Source organism: Microbispora triticiradicis, from assembly GCF_005864065.1.
Lineage (GTDB): Bacteria > Actinomycetota > Actinomycetes > Streptosporangiales > Streptosporangiaceae > Microbispora > Microbispora triticiradicis.
Genome location: NZ_VANP01000002.1, coordinates 54,543 through 70,789, shown reverse-complemented (window position 1 = coordinate 70,789; position 16,247 = coordinate 54,543). Strand labels below are relative to the sequence as shown.

The 16,247-nt window shown below is 72.9% G+C and carries 18 protein-coding genes; 7 read left to right on the top strand and 11 right to left on the bottom strand.

Features of this window, described 5'->3' with window-relative positions; translation table 11 throughout:
* Nucleotide 1: 1 nt before the first annotated feature.
* The 3 genes from FED44_RS37095 to FED44_RS05460 all read left to right on the top strand — a co-directional run bounded on the left by FED44_RS37095 (nt 2) and on the right by FED44_RS05460 (nt 1,556).
* Nucleotides 2-613 carry a DUF1707 SHOCT-like domain-containing protein gene (locus FED44_RS37095; protein WP_244301739.1) on the top strand — a complete coding sequence of 204 codons (612 nt, stop codon included), beginning with the start codon at nt 2-4 and terminating at the stop codon, nt 611-613.
* A gap of 80 nt (nt 614-693) precedes the next feature.
* Complete coding sequence (locus FED44_RS38005; protein WP_259402306.1) at nt 694-822, top strand: hypothetical protein; 129 nt, start codon at nt 694-696, stop codon at nt 820-822.
* Between the two features lie 104 nt (nt 823-926).
* Complete coding sequence (locus tag FED44_RS05460; RefSeq protein ID WP_111698072.1) at nt 927-1,556, top strand: DUF6879 family protein; 630 nt, start codon at nt 927-929, stop codon at nt 1,554-1,556.
* 31 nt (nt 1,557-1,587) lie between these two features.
* Here the strand turns inward: FED44_RS05460 and FED44_RS05455 are convergent, their stop codons facing one another.
* Nucleotides 1,588-2,031, bottom strand: coding sequence for a MarR family winged helix-turn-helix transcriptional regulator (locus tag FED44_RS05455; RefSeq protein ID WP_138459972.1), 444 nt, complete (start codon nt 2,029-2,031; stop codon nt 1,588-1,590).
* 111 nt (nt 2,032-2,142) lie between these two features.
* Here FED44_RS05455 and FED44_RS05450 point away from each other — a divergent pair, with 111 nt between their 5' ends.
* A complete protein-coding gene (locus tag FED44_RS05450; RefSeq protein WP_138459971.1) occupies nt 2,143-3,102 on the top strand; it encodes an alpha/beta hydrolase in 960 nt (319 codons plus the stop codon).
* Between the two features lie 18 nt (nt 3,103-3,120).
* On the opposite strand, the gene mug is transcribed toward FED44_RS05450, so the two are convergent.
* From mug to FED44_RS05435, 3 genes are read right to left on the bottom strand one after another with little or no spacing between them, the layout of a single operon-like run.
* Nucleotides 3,121-3,660, bottom strand: coding sequence for a G/U mismatch-specific DNA glycosylase (gene mug, locus FED44_RS05445; RefSeq protein WP_138459970.1), 540 nt, complete (start codon nt 3,658-3,660; stop codon nt 3,121-3,123).
* Nucleotides 3,661-3,669: 9 nt separating this feature from the next.
* Nucleotides 3,670-3,849: a hypothetical protein gene (locus FED44_RS05440; protein ID WP_208758843.1), complete on the bottom strand. Its 180-nt coding sequence runs from the start codon at nt 3,847-3,849 to the stop codon at nt 3,670-3,672.
* A 23-nt stretch (nt 3,850-3,872) separates the two neighbouring features.
* On the bottom strand, nt 3,873-4,244 hold the full coding sequence (locus FED44_RS05435) for a DUF4267 domain-containing protein (RefSeq protein ID WP_111698075.1): 372 nt from the start codon (nt 4,242-4,244) through the stop codon (nt 3,873-3,875).
* Between the two features lie 87 nt (nt 4,245-4,331).
* Between FED44_RS05435 and FED44_RS05430 the strand changes: the two genes are divergently transcribed.
* Nucleotides 4,332-4,904, top strand: coding sequence for a TetR/AcrR family transcriptional regulator (locus FED44_RS05430; protein WP_111698076.1), 573 nt, complete (start codon nt 4,332-4,334; stop codon nt 4,902-4,904).
* A 184-nt stretch (nt 4,905-5,088) separates the two neighbouring features.
* On the opposite strand, the gene FED44_RS05425 is transcribed toward FED44_RS05430, so the two are convergent.
* The 5 genes from FED44_RS05425 to FED44_RS05405 form a co-directional block, all read right to left on the bottom strand.
* The gene (locus FED44_RS05425; RefSeq protein ID WP_138459969.1) at nt 5,089-7,656 is read right to left on the bottom strand and encodes a polynucleotide kinase-phosphatase; all 2,568 of its coding nucleotides are present in this window, start codon (nt 7,654-7,656) and stop codon (nt 5,089-5,091) included.
* Nucleotides 7,653-9,188, bottom strand: coding sequence for a 3' terminal RNA ribose 2'-O-methyltransferase Hen1 (locus FED44_RS05420; RefSeq protein WP_138459968.1), 1,536 nt, complete (start codon nt 9,186-9,188; stop codon nt 7,653-7,655). The genes FED44_RS05425 and FED44_RS05420 overlap by 4 nt, the downstream gene beginning before the upstream one ends.
* Nucleotides 9,189-9,233: 45 nt before the next feature.
* The gene (locus tag FED44_RS05415) at nt 9,234-10,151 is read right to left on the bottom strand and encodes an LLM class F420-dependent oxidoreductase (RefSeq protein WP_111698079.1); all 918 of its coding nucleotides are present in this window, start codon (nt 10,149-10,151) and stop codon (nt 9,234-9,236) included.
* An 81-nt stretch (nt 10,152-10,232) separates the two neighbouring features.
* Nucleotides 10,233-11,519 carry a class I SAM-dependent RNA methyltransferase gene (locus tag FED44_RS05410; protein ID WP_138460240.1) on the bottom strand — a complete coding sequence of 429 codons (1,287 nt, stop codon included), beginning with the start codon at nt 11,517-11,519 and terminating at the stop codon, nt 10,233-10,235.
* Nucleotides 11,520-11,542: 23 nt separating this feature from the next.
* Nucleotides 11,543-13,585 (bottom strand): APC family permease, encoded by a 2,043-nt coding sequence (locus FED44_RS05405; protein WP_111698080.1) that lies wholly within the window; start codon nt 13,583-13,585, stop codon nt 11,543-11,545.
* Nucleotides 13,586-13,692: 107 nt separating this feature from the next.
* On the opposite strand from FED44_RS05405, the gene FED44_RS05400 reads away from it, so the two are divergent.
* Both FED44_RS05400 and FED44_RS05395 read left to right on the top strand, forming a co-directional pair.
* Nucleotides 13,693-14,361 (top strand): potassium channel family protein, encoded by a 669-nt coding sequence (locus tag FED44_RS05400; RefSeq protein ID WP_111698081.1) that lies wholly within the window; start codon nt 13,693-13,695, stop codon nt 14,359-14,361.
* On the top strand, nt 14,361-15,029 hold the full coding sequence (locus tag FED44_RS05395; RefSeq protein WP_111698082.1) for a potassium channel family protein: 669 nt from the start codon (nt 14,361-14,363) through the stop codon (nt 15,027-15,029). The genes FED44_RS05400 and FED44_RS05395 overlap by 1 nt, the downstream gene beginning before the upstream one ends.
* A 62-nt stretch (nt 15,030-15,091) precedes the next feature.
* Here the strand turns inward: FED44_RS05395 and FED44_RS05390 are convergent, their stop codons facing one another.
* The gene (locus FED44_RS05390) at nt 15,092-15,760 is read right to left on the bottom strand and encodes a DUF3159 domain-containing protein (RefSeq protein ID WP_111698083.1); all 669 of its coding nucleotides are present in this window, start codon (nt 15,758-15,760) and stop codon (nt 15,092-15,094) included.
* Between the two features lie 16 nt (nt 15,761-15,776).
* Nucleotides 15,777-16,169, bottom strand: coding sequence for an OB-fold nucleic acid binding domain-containing protein (locus tag FED44_RS05385; protein ID WP_111698084.1), 393 nt, complete (start codon nt 16,167-16,169; stop codon nt 15,777-15,779).
* Nucleotides 16,170-16,247 lie beyond the last annotated feature (78 nt).

Sequence of the window (16,247 nt, the reverse complement as noted above, 5' to 3'; positions counted from 1 at the left end):
CATGGCATTCCCCGACGACACCGGCGGCGGGTATGGCGACGGGGCCGGCCGGCCCCCCGCCGGCGCCCTGCGCATCGGCGACAGGGAGCGCGACGAGGTGATGCGGGTCCTGCACGACGCGTTCGCGCAGGGCCGCATCACCCGCGAGGAACTCGACGAGCGCCTCGACGCCACCCTCGCCGCCCGTACGGAGGAGGACCTGCGGCGGGTGACCGCCGACCTCCTCCCCGACGTCCGGGCCGACTTCCGGCCCGGCTTCCGGGCTGCGGCTCCCCTGCCCGGATCGCCGTACCCCGGGCGTCACCACCACCGCCACGGCTTCCCCGCGGCCTGGGGGCCGTACGGCGCGGCCCGGGGACCGTACGCGGCGCCTTGGGGGGCGGCGTGGGGCGCGCCCCGGGGGGCCCACTGGGCGGGCGCGAGGCGCGCGAGGGGCGGGCCACCGGTCCTGCCGCTCGTCGCCGCGGTGGTCCTCGTGGTCGCGTTCGTCTCCGGGTTCGCCTGGCCGCTGTTCCTGGTCGCCAAGCTGCTGTTCCTGGCCTGGCTGGTGACGACGGTCCTGGGCCTCGCCCGGCACCGGCACCGGCCGCGCCGCTCGCGAATTGGGCCTTGACCCGGCATCGGCGGAGGCCAACGATCGACATGTCGCCCTCGGGGGAGAGTTTGCGGCCACCCCGATGAACGGAGGGTGATATGCAGGCAGCCGAGCCGGAACCCGAGGTGGTGCCGCAGACCGAGCGAACGGCGGGGACGAGGCAGATCAGGATCAGGTTGCTGGACGCCGCGGAGACGAGCGCCTGCAGCAACTCGACGGGGAACTGACACGCGCCACACGTCCGCGGAAGATCGACGCGCGCCACGTTCCTCGATCCGGGCCGAGGCCGGGCGCGCTCCGACCACTATTCGGCTTCGGCCGAGGAGGCCCCATGCCCGGAGAAGCGTTCGAGCACGTCAGAAAGGTCGCGGGAGAAGTCCTCCACGCGGCGGAGTACCGGACCGAGCTCTACGAGCACCTACGCGAGGTGGAGGGCGTGGTGTGGAAGCTGGAACGCGCCCAGCACTTCCACGAGCCCGACACGCCGAGCTGGGTCGCCATGGTGAGCGGAGACTGGGACCGGGCACTCGCGCTGATGGGCGAGATGCGCTTCGCCGACGACCTCCCGCCCCGGGCGGAGCTACGCCGCCTGCGGATCGTGGAGACGCCGCCGACGCCGTACCTGCAATGGGAGATCGTCCTGCTCGCGGCCCGCACCCGGGCGGGTGAGCGGGCGAGGGCGCTGCACGCCCGGTCGGTGCGGCACCTGGAGGACCGCGGACCCCTGCCCGAGCTGCTCATCCTCGGCCCGGGCCTGATGTACGAGGTCCTCTACGACGATATGGGGGCGCACGTGGGCGGCCGGCGGATCACCGACCCGGCCGTGATCGACGAGTGCGCCGAGATCATCGCCGAGCTGTACGCGGAGGCGGAGGACATGGTGGCCTTCCACGACCGTGAGGTGGCGCCCCTGCCGCCTCCCTCGCCCTGGCGCATCCTCTCCCACCCGGGCCACCCCTGAGACTCGCCCGTTCCGGCCGGCGGGACAGGGCTCAGGCCCCGTCCCGCTGGTGCTCCTCCAGCACCGTGCGCAGGATGGTGAGCGTCCCGGCGGTCCGTGCGAGGTCGGCGGCCGGGACGGCGGCGGTGCGGGCGGCCAGCTCGGCCTCAAAGGTCGGGCGGGCCGCGGCCAGGAGCCGGGACCCCTCCGGCGTGAGGCTGAGGACGGAGGACCGCCGGTCCTCCGGATGCGCCGCGCGCACGCACAGACCCGCGCTCTCGAGCCGGTCGACGGCCTTGCTCACGGCTCCGACGGTGATCCCCACCTCGCGCACGATGTCGAGCACCCGGCACCCGGGGCGGCCGTCGATGATCTGCAGGAACTCGAACTGACCCAGGCCGATGCCGTGCTCGGCGCGCAGCCGGTCGCTCACCGCGTTGTACAGGCGGGTCTCGACGCGGACGAGATCGGTGAACAGGCGAGTGATGTCCGTCACATCCGCCGATTCAATTGATTCCAGGGAATCATCTTCTGCGGAATCGACTTGAGGACCACATGTGCATTCCACGGAATGCATCCTCTCACCCCCGACATCATGGAGGTCCGGATGACCCGCCTGCAGCGCGAGGCCGTCGACGCCCTGCATCGCAACGCCCCCGCCCCCCCGAACCCGACGCTGGCGGAGCAGCGCGCCGGATTCGCCCAGGCACTCTCCCGGCCCCTGCCCGGCGACGTCGCGGCGCACGAGACGGTGCTCGCCAGCCGTCCCGCGCTCGACCTGACCCCGGCCACCGCCACCGGCCGCGGGCGGCTGCTCCATTTCCACGGCGGCGGCTACGTCCTGGGGTCGCCCGGCACGCACGCGGGAGTCACCGCCCAGCTGGCGCGCCGTGCCCGGCTGCGGGCGACGTCCCTGGACTACCGGCTGGCCCCCGAGCATCCCTTCCCCGCCGCGGTGGACGACGGCCTCGCCGCCTACCGGGCACTGCTCGACGGGGGTGTGCGACCGGAGGAACTGGTGCTCGCCGGGGACTCCGCGGGCGGCGGGCTGGTCGTCGCCACCCTGGTCGCGGCCCGCGACGCCGGACTGCCGCAGCCGGCCGGCGCCGTCGTCTTCTCCCCGTGGGCCGACCTGACACTCGGCGGGCAGAGCATGCGCACGAAGAAGGACGCCGACCCGATCTTCACCCGGCAGGCGATCCAGGCGTTCGCCACCCCCTACCTGGCGGGTCAGGATGCCGCCCAGCCGCTGGCGAGCCCCGTGTTCGCCGACCTGCGGGGCCTGCCCCCGCTACTGGTGCAGGCCGGCTCGAACGAACTCCTGCTGGACGATGCCGTCCGGCTCGCCGGACGCGCGGCCGCCGACGAGGTGGCGGTCACGCTGCGGGTCTGGCCGCAGGTGCCGCATGTCTTCCAGAATCACTTCGGCCACCTCGACGAGGCCGACGAGGCGCTCGACGAGGCCGCCCGCTTCCTGTCCGCACGGGTGCAGGCCGGGTACGGCGCACAGGCGGACCGGTGCCTGGACCCGGAGGACCCTGAGGAGCCCAGTGCGGGCCGTCCCTGACCGCCGCGGTCGATCCCGTCAGGCCCGCGGTGGGCGCAGGCGGGCCATCTCGGCCGCGATGGCCTCCAGCCTCCAGTGGGCGTTCAGCCCACTGGAGTTGGGCAGCACCCACAGCGCCGTCCCGCCGATCGTCTCCTCCTGCGGGCCGATCCGGGCGGCGGGGCGCGCGAAGGCGACCCGATAGGCCGACACCCCCGCTACCGCCAGGACGCGGGGCCGGACCTCCGCCACCAGCCGCGCGAGCCGCTCGCCGCCCACGCGGAGCTCCTCCGGGTCCAGTTCGTCGGCACGGGCGGTCGCCCGGGCCGCGATGTTGGTGATGCCCAGCCCGTACGACGGGAGCAGGTGCTGCTCGGACGGCGCGAGCCTGCGTGGCACGAGACCGGACAGGTGCAGGGCGGGCCAGAACCGGTTGCCCGGCCGCGCGAAGTGGTGACCGGTCGCGGCCGAATAGAGGCTGGGGTTGATCCCGCAGAACAGCACGTCGAGCCGGGGGCCGAGCACGTCCTCGATCGTCGCGTTCCTGGCCGCCTCGAGGTCGGCCTTGGTGGGGGCCATGCCGCGATGCTAGTGCCGCCCGCTCCTGGTCGCGTTCCAGACGGCGCTGGTGCGCAGGTGGTTGTCGTAGAGCTCCTGAACCTCCAGGAGGGACTCCAGGGGTTGCCTGCCGTAGGCGATGCGCTCCAGTTGACGGAAGTACTCGAAGCGCTCCACGCCCGGTGTGACGACGATGAGGATGTCGGCCAACAGTGGTGCGACGGGTGCGGGTGTCAGACGGCGAAGAGCAGGGCGGCACTGATGAGCACGATCACGGCGGTCGCGAAGTGGATGCCGAAGGCGACCGCCCGGGTGCCGCCGTTGCGCAGCACGATCAGGGTGTCGCCCAGGGGCAACAGAGCGACGATCAGCATGTACCAGGCCTCGGCGCGGGCGCCGGCGAAGGCCAGCAGGGCCAGGCCCAGCAGACCGTAGCCCCCGTCACGCAGGCCCTTGATCGTCAGGTAGGCGACGTCGCCGTCCTTCTTGGCCGGGACGCCGTAGCCGGCGGCCGCCGCGTGGGGCGCGAACAGGAAACGGGCTCCGATGAACAGGACGAACAGGTTGAGGACGACGGCGAGGCCGTACGCGATGGGGGTGAGCATGTCTCTCTCCGGGAACTAGCAGCGCTAGGAACAATAATGACGCTAGCAGAGCATCGCCATAAACGCTAGCGCTGCTAGAGTTCGGGCATGTCGATCCAGTCACGCAGGGAGCGGGAGCGCGCCGAGCGGGAGAAGCTGATCATCACGGCGGCCCGGGAGCTGGCCGAGGCCGAGGGCTGGGAAGCGGTCACGACCCGGCGGCTGGCCGAGCGCGTCGAGTACAGCCAGCCGGTGCTCTACAGCCACTTCAAGGGCAAGGACGCGATCATGGCGGCCGTCGCCGTGGAGGGCTGCGCCGACCTGGCCGTGGACCTGCGCGCGGCCAGGACCGCGGCGCCGGACGCCCGCCGCGCCATCGCCGGCGTCAGCGCGGCCTACATGGCCTTCGCCGACCGGCACCCGGCCCTCTACGACGTGATGTTCAGCCAGATCGTCCCGCTGCCGTTCGCCACCCCCGAGGCGCCGCCCGCCCTGCAGGCGGCCTTCGGCGAGCTGGCCGAGGCCGTCCGCCCCTACTCGGGCGGCGACAGCCTGGGCGCGCTGACCGAGACCTTCTGGGCGGCCCTGCACGGCCTGGTGACCCTCATGCGCGGCGGGCGGCTGCCGCGCGAGCACCACGAGCTCAGGCTCAGTCTGTTCCTGGCCCGCTTCACGGGCTGAACCCCGCCGCCGGGTCTCGGGAAGCCCGAGGCGGTCGCCCCGCCCCCTCGGCAGCAAGGAGGACGCCCTCCTGTACGGCGAGTCAGTTGAGCCCTGGCCCGCTGAACCGTGTCCCGCTGAACCCGGCCCCCGGGTACGGCTCCCGTCGCGTGAGCGGAAGGACGTACCCGGGGGCTGTCCGGTCTCACAGACGGGGGTCGACCGGCTCCGACTCGAGGGCGAGCACGGCGAAGACCGCCTCGTGGACCCGCCAGAGCGGCTCCCCCTCCGCGAGGCGCGCCAGCGCCTCCAGCCCGAGCGCGTGCTCCCGCAGCGCCAGCGAGCGCTTCCTGCCGGTGAACCTGCGGCGCAGCAGGCCGAGCGACTCGGTGTAGTCGGGGCCGTAGACGATCCGCAGGTACTCCCGGCCGCGCACCTTCACGCCGGGCTGCGCCCTCGCCGGCCGCGGCGCGTCCTCGGGCCTTTCGCCGGCCGGGCCGGCCTCCCGAACCCCGGCCGGAGGCACCCCGGCCACCGGAACGGGGGTGAAGGACGCGGGCTTGACCACCATTCCCTCGCCCCCGGCCTCGGTCAGGTCCGTCCACCACGCCACGGCCGCGTCGCGCTCCTCCGGTACGCCCAGGTCGACGAACCGGTGACGGGTCGCGGTGACGAGCGGGGAGTCGATCAGGCCGAGGGTCTTCAGGTGCCATTCGTGCGGCTCGTCCACCGCCGTCGCCCTGCCCTCGCAGGCGAGGATCTGGAACGGTGCGAGCCGTACGCCGTCGAGACCCGAAACCGGCCCGCAGTAACGGGCATAGGCGTCGCGGAACAGGGCAGCGTTGTGAGCGCGGCGGCGGGTGCGGTCGAGCAGAGCGCCTACATCCAGGCCACGTTCCGCCGCCGTCTCAAGCATCGCGACCGCCGCGGGCAGCGACGCCCGCGCGGCCGCTCCCACCGAGGCGTACTGGTCGCGGATCAGGCCCTCGGCCTTGGCCGACCAGGGCAGCAGCTCGCAGTCGAGCGCCACCCAGTCGGTGTCCAGCGCCTCCCACAGCGGCGCGCACGCCTCGCGCAGCCGGTCCACCAGTTCCGGCATGCGCGTGTCGAAGAAGGGCCGGCCCGTGCGGGTGTAGACGCTGCCCGCCGTGCCGTCGGCGATTCCGAAACGGCGCGCCGCCGCCTCCGGCGTCCGCGCCAGCACGGCGATCGCCCGCGAGCCCATGTGCTTCTCCTCGCACACGACGCGTGACACCCCCGCGCGGGCGAACTCCTCGAACGCCTCGGCCGGGTGCTCCAGGTAGCCGTCCAGCGTGGAGGTCTCCGGCGGCGCCATGGTCGGCGGAAGGTAGACCAGCCAGCGGGGGTCCACGGCGAACCGGCTCATGATCTCCAGCGCGGCGCGGGAGTTCTCCTCCGCGATCCTGATCCGGCCGCCGAACCGCGTCTCCACGAAACGGGTGCCGTCCACGTCGCCGATGTCGAGCACGCCCGGGTCGCGGGCGGGCGGCCGCGCGGTCAGCGGGCGCACGGGCTCGTACCAGACCTGCTCGGCCGGGACAGACACCAGCTCCCTCTCCGGGTAGCGCAGCGCGGTCAGCCGCCCGCCGAAGACGGCGCCGGTGTCGAGGCAGATCGTGTTGTTGACCCACTCCGGCTCGGGCACCGGGGTGTGGCCGTAGACGACCATCGCGCGGCCCCGGTAGTCGTCCGCCCAGGGATAGCGCACCGGCAGGCCGTACTCGTCGGTCTCCCCGGTCGTGTCGCCGTACAGGGCGAACGACCGCACCCGTGCGGAGGCGCGCCCGTGGTAGGCCTCCTTGAGCCCGGCGTGCGCGACGACCAGCCTGCCCCCGTCGAGGCGGTAGTGGCTGATCAGGCCGTCCATGAACGTCCGGGCGGCCGCGCGGAACTCCGCCGGCTCGGCGTCGAGCTGCTCCAGCGACCGCTCCAGGCCGTGCGCGACCCGCACCTTGCGGCCGTCCAGGGCCCGCACCAGCTTCCGCTCGTGGTTGCCGGACACGCACAGCGCGGTGCCCGCCGCGACCATGCCCATGACCAGCCGCAGCACCCCTGGCGTGTCCGGGCCGCGGTCGACAAGGTCGCCGACGAAGACCGCCGTACGGCCCTCGGGGTGGACCGCGCCGTCCGGCCCGACCTCCCAGCCGAGCCTGGTCAGCAGCGACTCCAGCTCCGCCCGGCAGCCGTGCACGTCGCCGATGACGTCGAACGGCCCGGTGAGGTGGGTCCTGTCGGTCCACGCCTTCTCGCGCGTGACGGTGACGTCGTCGATCTCGTCGCCGCTCAGGACGTGCACCCGGCGGAAACCGTCCCTGGAGATCTTGCCGAGCGACCGGCGCAGCTCCCTGCGCTGCCGCGTGATGACGTGCGGCCCGAAGGCCCGGTCGGGCCGGGCCGCGTTGCGGGCGCGGGCCACCTCCTCGGGCACGTCGAGCACGATCGCGTCGGCGAGCACGTCGTGCGACCTGGCCAGCTCGATCAGCCGCTTGCGGGCCTCCCACTGCACGTTGGTCGCGTCGACCACCGTGAGCAGGCCGCGCCGCAGGCGGACGCCCACGATGTGGTGGAGCAGGTCGAACGCCTCGGACGTCGCCGTCTGGTCGTTCTCGTCGTCCGAGACCAGGCCGCGGCAGAAGTCGGAGGAGACGACCTGGGTGGGCGCGAAGTGCCGGGCGGCGAACGTCGACTTGCCGCTGCCGGAGACGCCCACCAGCACCACCAGCGACAGCTCCGGCACGCTGACCTCCGTCACGGCCGCTCCTCCCTCCTGCCGAAGACCGCCATCTGGGTCGGCGGGCCCACCTCGGGGTCGTCCTCGCCGACCGGCCGCAGATCGGCCGTGTATCCGTACGCCGCGCAGACGCCCGCGACCCACCGCGCGAACTCCGCGCGGGTCCACTCGAACCGGTGGTCGGGGTGCCGCCGGTCGCCCGCGAGGAACTCGTACCTCACGTTGTGCTCCACGTTGGGAGTCGTCACGATCACGTGGGACGGCCTGGCCGTGCCGAAGACCACCCGTTCGAGGGCGGGCAGCCGCGGCGGGTCCACGTGCTCGACGACCTCCATCAGCACCGCGGCGTCGTACCCGGCCAGGCGCGCGTCGGTGTACGTCAGCGAGCCCTGGAAGAGCGTGAAGCGGGCGCGCACGGCGTCCGGCATCCGGTCGGTGCGCAGACGGCGCCCGGCGAGCGCGAGCGCGCGGGCCGACACGTCCATGCCGGTCACCCGGGTGAGGGCGGGGTCGCGCAGCAGGACGCCGAGCAGCTGTCCCGAGCCGCAGCCCAGGTCGATCACCGAGCGCGCGCCGATCTCCGTCAGCACCGCGGCGACCGCGTCCCGGCGCAGGGTGTTCAGCGGCACCCGGGCCTCGGCGGGCTCACTCCCGGCACCGCTGTCGTTCCCGAGACCGCTGTCATCGCCGGGGCCGGGCCGCTCGGTGGTCCCGGGCAGCTCGGTGATCCCGGTGGCCTCTGGGGTCTCGGCGGGCTCGGGGGTCTCGGTGCCCGGCTCCTCCTCGACCGGTGGCTCCAGGGCCTCCTCGACGTCGTCGCCGACCTCCGCCAGGCGCGCGAACGCGTCGCGCGTCAGCGCGTTGCGCCGGCCGAGGTAGCGACGGGTGATCAGTGCCTTGTCCGGATGCCCGGCGAGCCATCCCTCACCGGCGCGGACGAGCTTGTCGACCTCGTCGCCGGCCAGCCAGTAGTGCTTGGCGTCGTCGAGCACCGGGAGCAGGACGTACAGGTGGTTGAGCGCGTCGGCCAGGCGCACCCGCCCCCGCAGCGCGAGCCGTACGTACCGGGAGTCGCCCCATTCGGGGAAGCCGGGATCCAGCGGTACGGCCTCGGCGTCGACCTCCCAGCCCAGCGGCGCGAACAGCCGCAGCGCGAGGTCGGCCCCGCCCCGGCAGGGCAGTGCGGGCAGCGTGATCTCCAGCGGGATCGCCGAGTCGGCGAGGTCCTGCCGGGAGGCGCAGCGCCCGGTCCGCGCGGTGCGGAACACGTCGGCGAGCGCCGACGCCAGCAGCGACGACGCGGCGTACGGCCGGTCGTTGACGTACTGGCTCAGCGAGAAGTCGGGCGAGGACGAGCCCCGCGAGCGCGCCAGCCGGACGGGGTCGACCTCCAGGAGCAGCGCCGCCGTGCAGCGGTCCCCGTCCGCCTCCGGGTAGAAGACCCGCGCGGTGCCGAACGATCGCCCGAACTCCTGCACCCGGCCGGGATGCTTGTGCAGGAGGTAACCGAGGTCCGTGGCGGGCCGCATGGTCGTCGTGATCGTCAGGAGCACCCGGCAAAGTGTGCCGGATGCCCCCTTTCACCGGCTACCGGCTTTTCAGACGTGCGGCAGCACCTCGGTGGCGATCAACTCCAGGTGCTCCAGGTCGTCGAGGTCGAGGATCTGGAGGTAGAGACGCTCCGCGCCCATCTCGGCGAACCGGCCGATCTTGTCGATGACCTCCTGCGGGGTGCCGGCCAGGCCGTTGACACGCAGTTCGCCGACCTCCCGGCCGACGGCGGCGGCCCGCCGGGCGACCTCCGCCTCGTCCCGGCCCACGACGGCGATCTGCGCCGCCGACAGCAGGACGGTCTCCCGCTCCGCCGCCTCGCACGCCGCCCTGACCCGGTCGAAGGCGGCGGCGGTGTCCTCGGGCAGGAGGAACGGCACGTTGTACTCGTCGGCGAACCGCGCGACCAGCCGCGGGGTCCGCTTGGCGCCCCCGCCGCCGACGATCAGGGGCGGCCGCGGCCGCTGCGCCGGCTTCGGCAGCCCGGGCGAGTCCACCAGCCGATAGTGCGCGCCGTCGAAGGAGAACGGCTTCGCCGCCGCCCACAGCCCGGTGACGATCTCGAGCTGCTCCTCGAAGCGCTCGAACCGCTCGCCCAGCGGAGGGAACGGGATGCCGTACGCCGTGTGCTCCTCCTCGAACCAGCCGGTGCCGAGGCCCAGTTCGACGCGCCCGCCGCTCATCTGGTCCACCTGGGCGACGCTGATCGCCAGCGGGCCGGGCAGCCGGAACGTCCCGGCGGTCACCAGCGTGCCCAGCCGGATGCGCGAGGTCTCCCGGGCGAGCCCAGCCAGGGTGATCCAGGCGTCGGTGGGACCCGGCCCCGGGTCGCCGTCTCCCATCCGCAGGTAATGGTCGGACCGGAAGAAGGCGTCGAATCCGAGGCGTTCGGCCGTCTGCGCCACCCGGAGCAGGTCCTCGTAGGTCGCGCCCTGCTGCGGCTCGGTGAAGATCCTCAATTTCATCCGTCCATTATCCCGCTTTCGGGATATCCCGCCTCGTGCGCCCCGGCTCGCCGGAGCGCGCGAGGCACGGGCGGGACCGGATCACTCCCGCACGAGCAGCGCCACGCACTCGACGTGGTGGGTCATCGGATACTGGTCGAACGCCCGCAGGTCCTCCAGGCGGTAGCCGTACGGCGCGAACCACGCGATGTCCCGCGCCAGGGTGGCGGGGTCGCACGAGACGTAGACGACCCGCGGGGCCTCCAGGCGCGCGACGCGCTCGACGACCGGGCGGCCGAGGCCCGCGCGGGGCGGGTCGGCGACCACCAGGTCGGCCCGCTCGATCCCGAGCCGGTCGAGGGCCTCCTCGACCTTTCCCCTCTCGATCTGCGCCTGCGGCAGGTCACGCAGGTTGATCCGGGCGTCCTGGACGGCCTGCGGATCCGACTCGACGCCGAGCACGGCGCCCTCCGGGCCGACCCCCTCGGCCAGGCCGGCGGCGAACAGACCGGCACCGCAGTAGAGGTCGAGGGCCCACTCCCCCGGCTCGGGACGGCCGAGGTCGAGCACCGCGCCGAGCAGTGTGGCCGCCGCGCCGGGGTGGACCTGCCAGAACCCGCTCGCGGTGACCCGGTAGTCCCGCTCCCCCACCCGCTCGGTCAGCGAGGCCCGGCCGCGCAGCGCGCGGGTCCCCCGCCTGCCCTCGTCGAGGAGGACCGCGGCGTCCACGTCCGGGATCGTCGCCCTGCGGTGCGGCAGGGGCTCGACGATCACGGCCCGGTCCCCGCCGGAGGCCGCCACCACCTCCACCGAGGAGGCTCCGGGCCAGGCGAGCCGTTCCACCCCGGCCTCCTCGACGGCGGGATGGGCGATGAGGCAGCCGGTGATGTGCTCGATCTCGTGCGACCGGTGCCTGCGCAGCCCGGCCGAGCCGTCCCGGTCGACGGCGAACTGCACCCGGGTGCGCCAGCCGAGGCCGTCCGGCGCCCCCGGCACCTCCTCGACCACGACCTTGTGGTCCAGCCCGGCCAGGCGCCGCAACTGCTCGGCGACGACGTCGGCCTTGAGCCGGCGCTGCGCCTCCAGTGACGCGTGCTGCCAGTCGCACCCGCCGCACCGGCCGGGGCCGGCGAACGGGCAGGGCGGCGTCACCCGGTCCGGTGAGGCCTCCAGGATCTCGACCGCGTCGGCCCGCAGGAACCGGGTGGTCTCCTCGGTGACCTCGGCCACGACCCGCTCGCCCGGCAGCGCGTGCCGGACGAACACGACCCGGCCCTCGTGCCTGGCCACGCACCAGCCGCCGTTGGCGACGGCGCCCACGGTCAGTTCGAGCCGCGCGGGGTGCGTCCCGCCCGGCTCCTGCGGTGCCGTGCTGCCGTTCCCGTTCATCCGGCCGGCCCCTTTCGTATCGGTCATGCCCCGACCTGCGCGTCCTTCGACGGCTGCTGGTAGGAACGGCGTGATGCGCCGGGCGCGGACGGCTCCCTGCGTCGCTTGAGCCGGTCGGAGGAGGCGAGCTGCCACGGCACGCTCGTGACCATCACGCCGGGCTTGAACAGCAGGCGGCCCTTGAGCCGCAGCGCGCTCTGGTTGTGCAGCAGGTGCTCCCACCAGCGGCCGACCACGTACTCCGGGATGTAGACGGTCACGACGTCGCGCGGCGACCTCCGGCGCAGCGACTTGACGTACTCCAGCACCGGACCGGTGATCTCGCGGTACGGCGAGTCGAGGATCTTCAGCGGCACCCCGATGCCGCGCCGCTCCCACTCGTCCTTGAGCTTGCTCACCTCGCCGGCGTCCACGCTGACGGTCACGGCCTCGATGCTCGACGGGCGGGTCGCCCTGGCGTACGCGAGGGCCCGGAGCGTGGGCTTGTGGATCTTGGAGACGAGGACGACCGCGTGGTTGCGGGCGGGCAGCATCGACTCGTCGACCTCGGTCTCCTCCGGCGCGGCGAGCTCCGCGGCGACCCGGTCGTAGTGCCGCCTGATGCCCTTCATCATGAGGAAGAGCAGCGGCATCGCGAGACAGACGATGTACGCGCCGTGGGTGAACTTCGTCGCCAGCACGACGACGAGCACCAGCCCGGTCATGACCGCGCCGAAGCCGTTGATCACCCGGGCGCGCATCATGCGGAAGCGGGCCTTCGCGTCGCTCTCGGTCCTCAGGTGCCGGGTCCAGTGCCGGACCATCCCGATCTGGCTGAGGGTGAACGAGACGAACACGCCGACGATGTAGAGGTTGAGCAGCTTGCTGACGTCCGCGTCGAACGCCCAGATGAGCAGGCAGGCCCCGGCCGCGAGGATGACGATGCCGTTGCTGAACGCCAGGCGGTCGCCGCGGGTGTGGAGCTGCCGCGGCAGATAGCGGTCCTGGGCGAGGATCGACCCCAGCACGGGGAAGCCGTTGAACGCGGTGTTGGCCGCCAGGAACAGGATCAGCGCGGTCACCGCGGCGATGACGACGAACAGGGCCGAGCCGTCGCCGAAGACGGCCGAGGCGACCTGCGCGATGATCGGCTGCTGGTAGTAGCCGGGTCCTGCCGGGTGCCCGTCGATGATGAGGTCCCTGGCCACGGTGGCCGGGTCGGTCACCTTCACCCCGGACTCCAGGCCGAGGAAGATGATCCCGCCGAACATCGTGACCGCGATGAGGCCCATCATGAGCAGCGTCGTCGCGGCGTTCCTGCTCTTGGGCTTGCGGAAGGCCGGGACGCCGTTGCTGATCGCCTCGACTCCGGTCAGCGCGGCGCAGCCGGAGGAGAAGGCGCGCAGCACTAGGAACGCCAGCGCGAACCCGGCGAGGTCCGTCTGCTCGGCGAGGAGCCGGTAGCCCGCCGTCGGAGCCCGCAGCTCGTCACCGAGCAGGAACACGCGGAACAGGCCCCACAGGATCATGCCGATGACCGCGGCCATGAAGGCGTAGGTGGGCACGGCGAACGCGACACCCGACTCCCGGATGCCGCGCAGGTTCATGATCGTCAGGAGCACGACGATGGCTATCGCCACCAGTGGGCGGTGCTCGGCGACGAACGGGATCGTCGCGCCCACGTAGTCGGCGCCGTTGGCGACCGACACCGCCACGGTCAGCACGTAGTCGACGAGCAGGGCGCTCGCCACGGTCAGGCCGGCGGTGGGGCCGAGGTTCGTCGTGGCCACCTCGTAGTCGCCGCCGCCGCTGGGGTAGGCGTGCACGTTCTGCCGGTAGGACGCGACCACGACGAGCATGACGAGGACGACCGCCGCCGCGACCCACGGGCTGATGGCGTAGAGGCTGACCCCGGCGAGCGACAGGATGACCAGGATCTCCTGCGGTGCGTACGCGACCGAGGACAGCGCGTCACTCGCGAAGACCGGCAGTGCCACACGCTTGGGCAGCAGCTGGTGGTGGAGCTGGGTGCTGCGCAGGGCACGCCCCACGAGGAGCCGCTTGACAAGATCTGGCACCTTGGACACGTCTGTTGAGCCTAGTCCCCCCACGCCATGCCCGGGTCATGCGGTGTACGGCATGGGCGACATACTGTCTCCAATAGGAGTCCGCCACACACCCACGGCGGGGGAGCATGCATATCGTGATCATGGGATGCGGGCGGGTCGGTTCGACCCTGGCCCACATCCTGGAGGACAACGGCCACTCGGTCGCGGTCATCGACCGCGACCCGCAGGCCTTCCGGCGGCTGCGGGCCGGGTTCCGGGGCCGCAGGGTCACCGGCATCGGCTTCGACCGCGACGTCCTCGAAGAGGCGGGCATCGCCTCGGCCGCCGCCTTCGTCGCCGTGAGCAGCGGCGACAACTCCAACATCATCTCCGCGCGGGTCGCCCGCGAGATGTTCGGCGTGGACAACGTGGTCGCCCGCATCTACGACCCCCGCCGGGCCGAGGTCTACCAGCGGCTCGGCATCCCCACCGTCGCCACGGTCCGCTGGACCGCCGACCAGATCCTGCGCCGGGTGCTGCCCGAGGGCGCCGAGCCCCTGTGGCGCGACCCGACCGGTACGGTCGTCCTCGCCGAGGTGGCCTTCCACCAGGGCTGGATCGGCACCCGGGCCAGGGCGATCGAGGACGCCACCGGCGCGCGGGTGGCCTTCGTCAACCGGATGGGCGAGGCGCTCGTGCCCAGGGACGCGACCGTGGTCCAGGAAGGGGACATCCTCCACCTGGTCGCCGCCGAGAACGACATGGACCGGGTCAACAAGGCGCTGTCCGCCCCGCCGTCCGACGAGGAGCACTGATGCGCGTCACCATCGCCGGCGCCGGAGCCGTCGGCCGCTCCATCGCGGTCGAGCTTCTGGAGAACGGCCACGAGGTCCTGCTCATCGACATCGACCCCCGCGCCATCAAGATCGACAGCGTGCCGCGGGCCGAGTGGCTGCTGGCCGACGCCTGCGAGATCTCCTCGCTGGACGAGGCGGGGCTGAACGGCTGCCAGGTGGTCATCGCCGCCTCCGGCGACGACAAGGTGAACCTCGTGGTCTCCCTGCTCGCCAAGACCGAGTACGGCGTGCCCCGGGTGGTCGCCCGCGTCAACCACCCGAAGAACGAGTGGCTGTTCAACGAGTCGTGGGGCGTGGACGTCGCCGTCTCCACCCCGCGCCTGCTGTCGGCCCTGGTCGAGGAGGCGGTCAGCGTCGGCGACCTGGTGCGCCTGATGACCTTCCGGCAGGGCCAGGCCAACCTGGTGGAGCTCACCCTCGCCGAGGACGCCCCGGTGGTGGGCCAGCGGACCGGCTCGGTTCCCTGGCCGGTGGACTCCGCCCTGGTCGCGATCCTGCGTGAGGGCCGGGTGCTGGTCCCCTCGGCCGACGACCCGCTGGAGGCCGGCGACGAACTGCTGTTCGTCGCCAGCCAGGAGGTCGAGCAGGAGCTCACCGAACTGCTGTCGGCCCACGACCGCTCCTGAGCCGTACGCCGGCCGCGCCGCCCGCGCGGGCATCGCCCCGGGCGGCCGGTCCGCCGGGAGGGTCAGACGGAGGGCTGGGCGGGCGGCTCGATCGGCGTACGGCCCCGGGCGAGCACCCACACCATCGCCGCCAGTCCGGCCACCTGGAGCGGCCAGCCCAGAACGATCTTGCTGACGCCGAGCGCGGTCACGTGGTCGGCCAGGTAGAGCGGCAGCTGCACCACCACCCGCAGCAGGCAGGGCAGCATGAGCAGCCACGTCAGCCGCGCGCACAGCCGGACCAGGGCCGGCTCGTTGTGCCAGGCCGTCGGGTCGCCGGTCACCGAGCCGATCAGGAAGCCCACGATCGGCCAGCGCACCACGATCGACAGCAGCATGCCGGCCGCGTAGGCCCCGTTGTAGAGGATCCCGGGCAGGAAGACGTCCTTGGCGTCGCCGGTGCGGGCGGCGAAGAACGCGCCGATCCCGATGCCGACCAGGCTGTTGAGCACGAACTGCGGCGTGGTCCGCTGCGCGATCCGCACCACCAGGAGCGCCACCGCCGAGGCGATGCCCACGATCAGGGAGGTCTTGAGGTCCTGGGTGGCCATCCACGTGCCGGTGAAGGCGATCGTGGGCACCGCCGCCTCGACGATCCCTCGCTTGCCGCCCAGCGCCTTGCTCATCTGGGCACGAACGGCCGCCTCAACGGTGGCGTGCGCGGCGGGGGCCGTCATGTCCGCTGTGCTCATACGGTCTCCTGAGAGATCAAGGGCCACCAGCCGGACGCAGCTCGTAGCGGGGGTTGAACATGACCTTCCGGCCGTCCTGGACGCTGATCAGTCCTTCGGCCCGGACCACCCGGCCGGGCTCGATCCCGGCGATCTTCCGGCGGCCGAGCCAGACGAGGTCGATCACGTCCGATCCGTCGTACAGCTCGGCCTCCAGGGCGGGCGCGCCGCCGCGCGGGCGCAGGGTCACGGTGCGCAGCGTGCCCGCCACGCACGACCGCTGGCGCTCGCCGCACCTGGCGATGGGCGTGGCCCCCTCCTGCTCCAGGTCCTCCTGGAGCTCGGCGGCCTCCAGCTCGGCCTGGCTGGTGGTCAGCCGCCGCAGGAGACCCCGCAGTCCGCCCCGTCTGGCAGGCTCCGGCGTGTCCATCGGTCGCTCACCCGGCTTCCTCGCTCGCTGTCCCCACGGGGGGACCCATCGTCTGGCTCCACCCCGGGTGTCGTTCCC

What these genes read in the sequence shown, in the direction of transcription:
- FED44_RS37095 (WP_244301739.1), top strand. Translation starts at nt 2, where the DNA reads ATGGCATTCCCCGACGACACCGGCGGCGGGTATGGCGACGGGGCCGGC.
- FED44_RS38005 (WP_259402306.1), top strand. Translation starts at nt 694, where the DNA reads ATGCAGGCAGCCGAGCCGGAACCCGAGGTGGTGCCGCAGACCGAGCGA.
- FED44_RS05460 (WP_111698072.1), top strand. Translation starts at nt 927, where the DNA reads ATGCCCGGAGAAGCGTTCGAGCACGTCAGAAAGGTCGCGGGAGAAGTC.
- FED44_RS05450 (WP_138459971.1), top strand. Translation starts at nt 2,143, where the DNA reads ATGACCCGCCTGCAGCGCGAGGCCGTCGACGCCCTGCATCGCAACGCC.
- mug (WP_138459970.1), bottom strand. Translation starts at nt 3,660, where the DNA reads ATGGCCCCCACCAAGGCCGACCTCGAGGCGGCCAGGAACGCGACGATC.
- FED44_RS05435 (WP_111698075.1), bottom strand. Translation starts at nt 4,244, where the DNA reads ATGCTCACCCCCATCGCGTACGGCCTCGCCGTCGTCCTCAACCTGTTC.
- FED44_RS05430 (WP_111698076.1), top strand. Translation starts at nt 4,332, where the DNA reads ATGTCGATCCAGTCACGCAGGGAGCGGGAGCGCGCCGAGCGGGAGAAG.
- FED44_RS05415 (WP_111698079.1), bottom strand. Translation starts at nt 10,151, where the DNA reads ATGAAATTGAGGATCTTCACCGAGCCGCAGCAGGGCGCGACCTACGAG.
- FED44_RS05410 (WP_138460240.1), bottom strand. Translation starts at nt 11,519, where the DNA reads ATGAACGGGAACGGCAGCACGGCACCGCAGGAGCCGGGCGGGACGCAC.
- FED44_RS05400 (WP_111698081.1), top strand. Translation starts at nt 13,693, where the DNA reads ATGCATATCGTGATCATGGGATGCGGGCGGGTCGGTTCGACCCTGGCC.
- FED44_RS05395 (WP_111698082.1), top strand. Translation starts at nt 14,361, where the DNA reads ATGCGCGTCACCATCGCCGGCGCCGGAGCCGTCGGCCGCTCCATCGCG.
- FED44_RS05390 (WP_111698083.1), bottom strand. Translation starts at nt 15,760, where the DNA reads ATGAGCACAGCGGACATGACGGCCCCCGCCGCGCACGCCACCGTTGAG.
- FED44_RS05385 (WP_111698084.1), bottom strand. Translation starts at nt 16,169, where the DNA reads ATGGACACGCCGGAGCCTGCCAGACGGGGCGGACTGCGGGGTCTCCTG.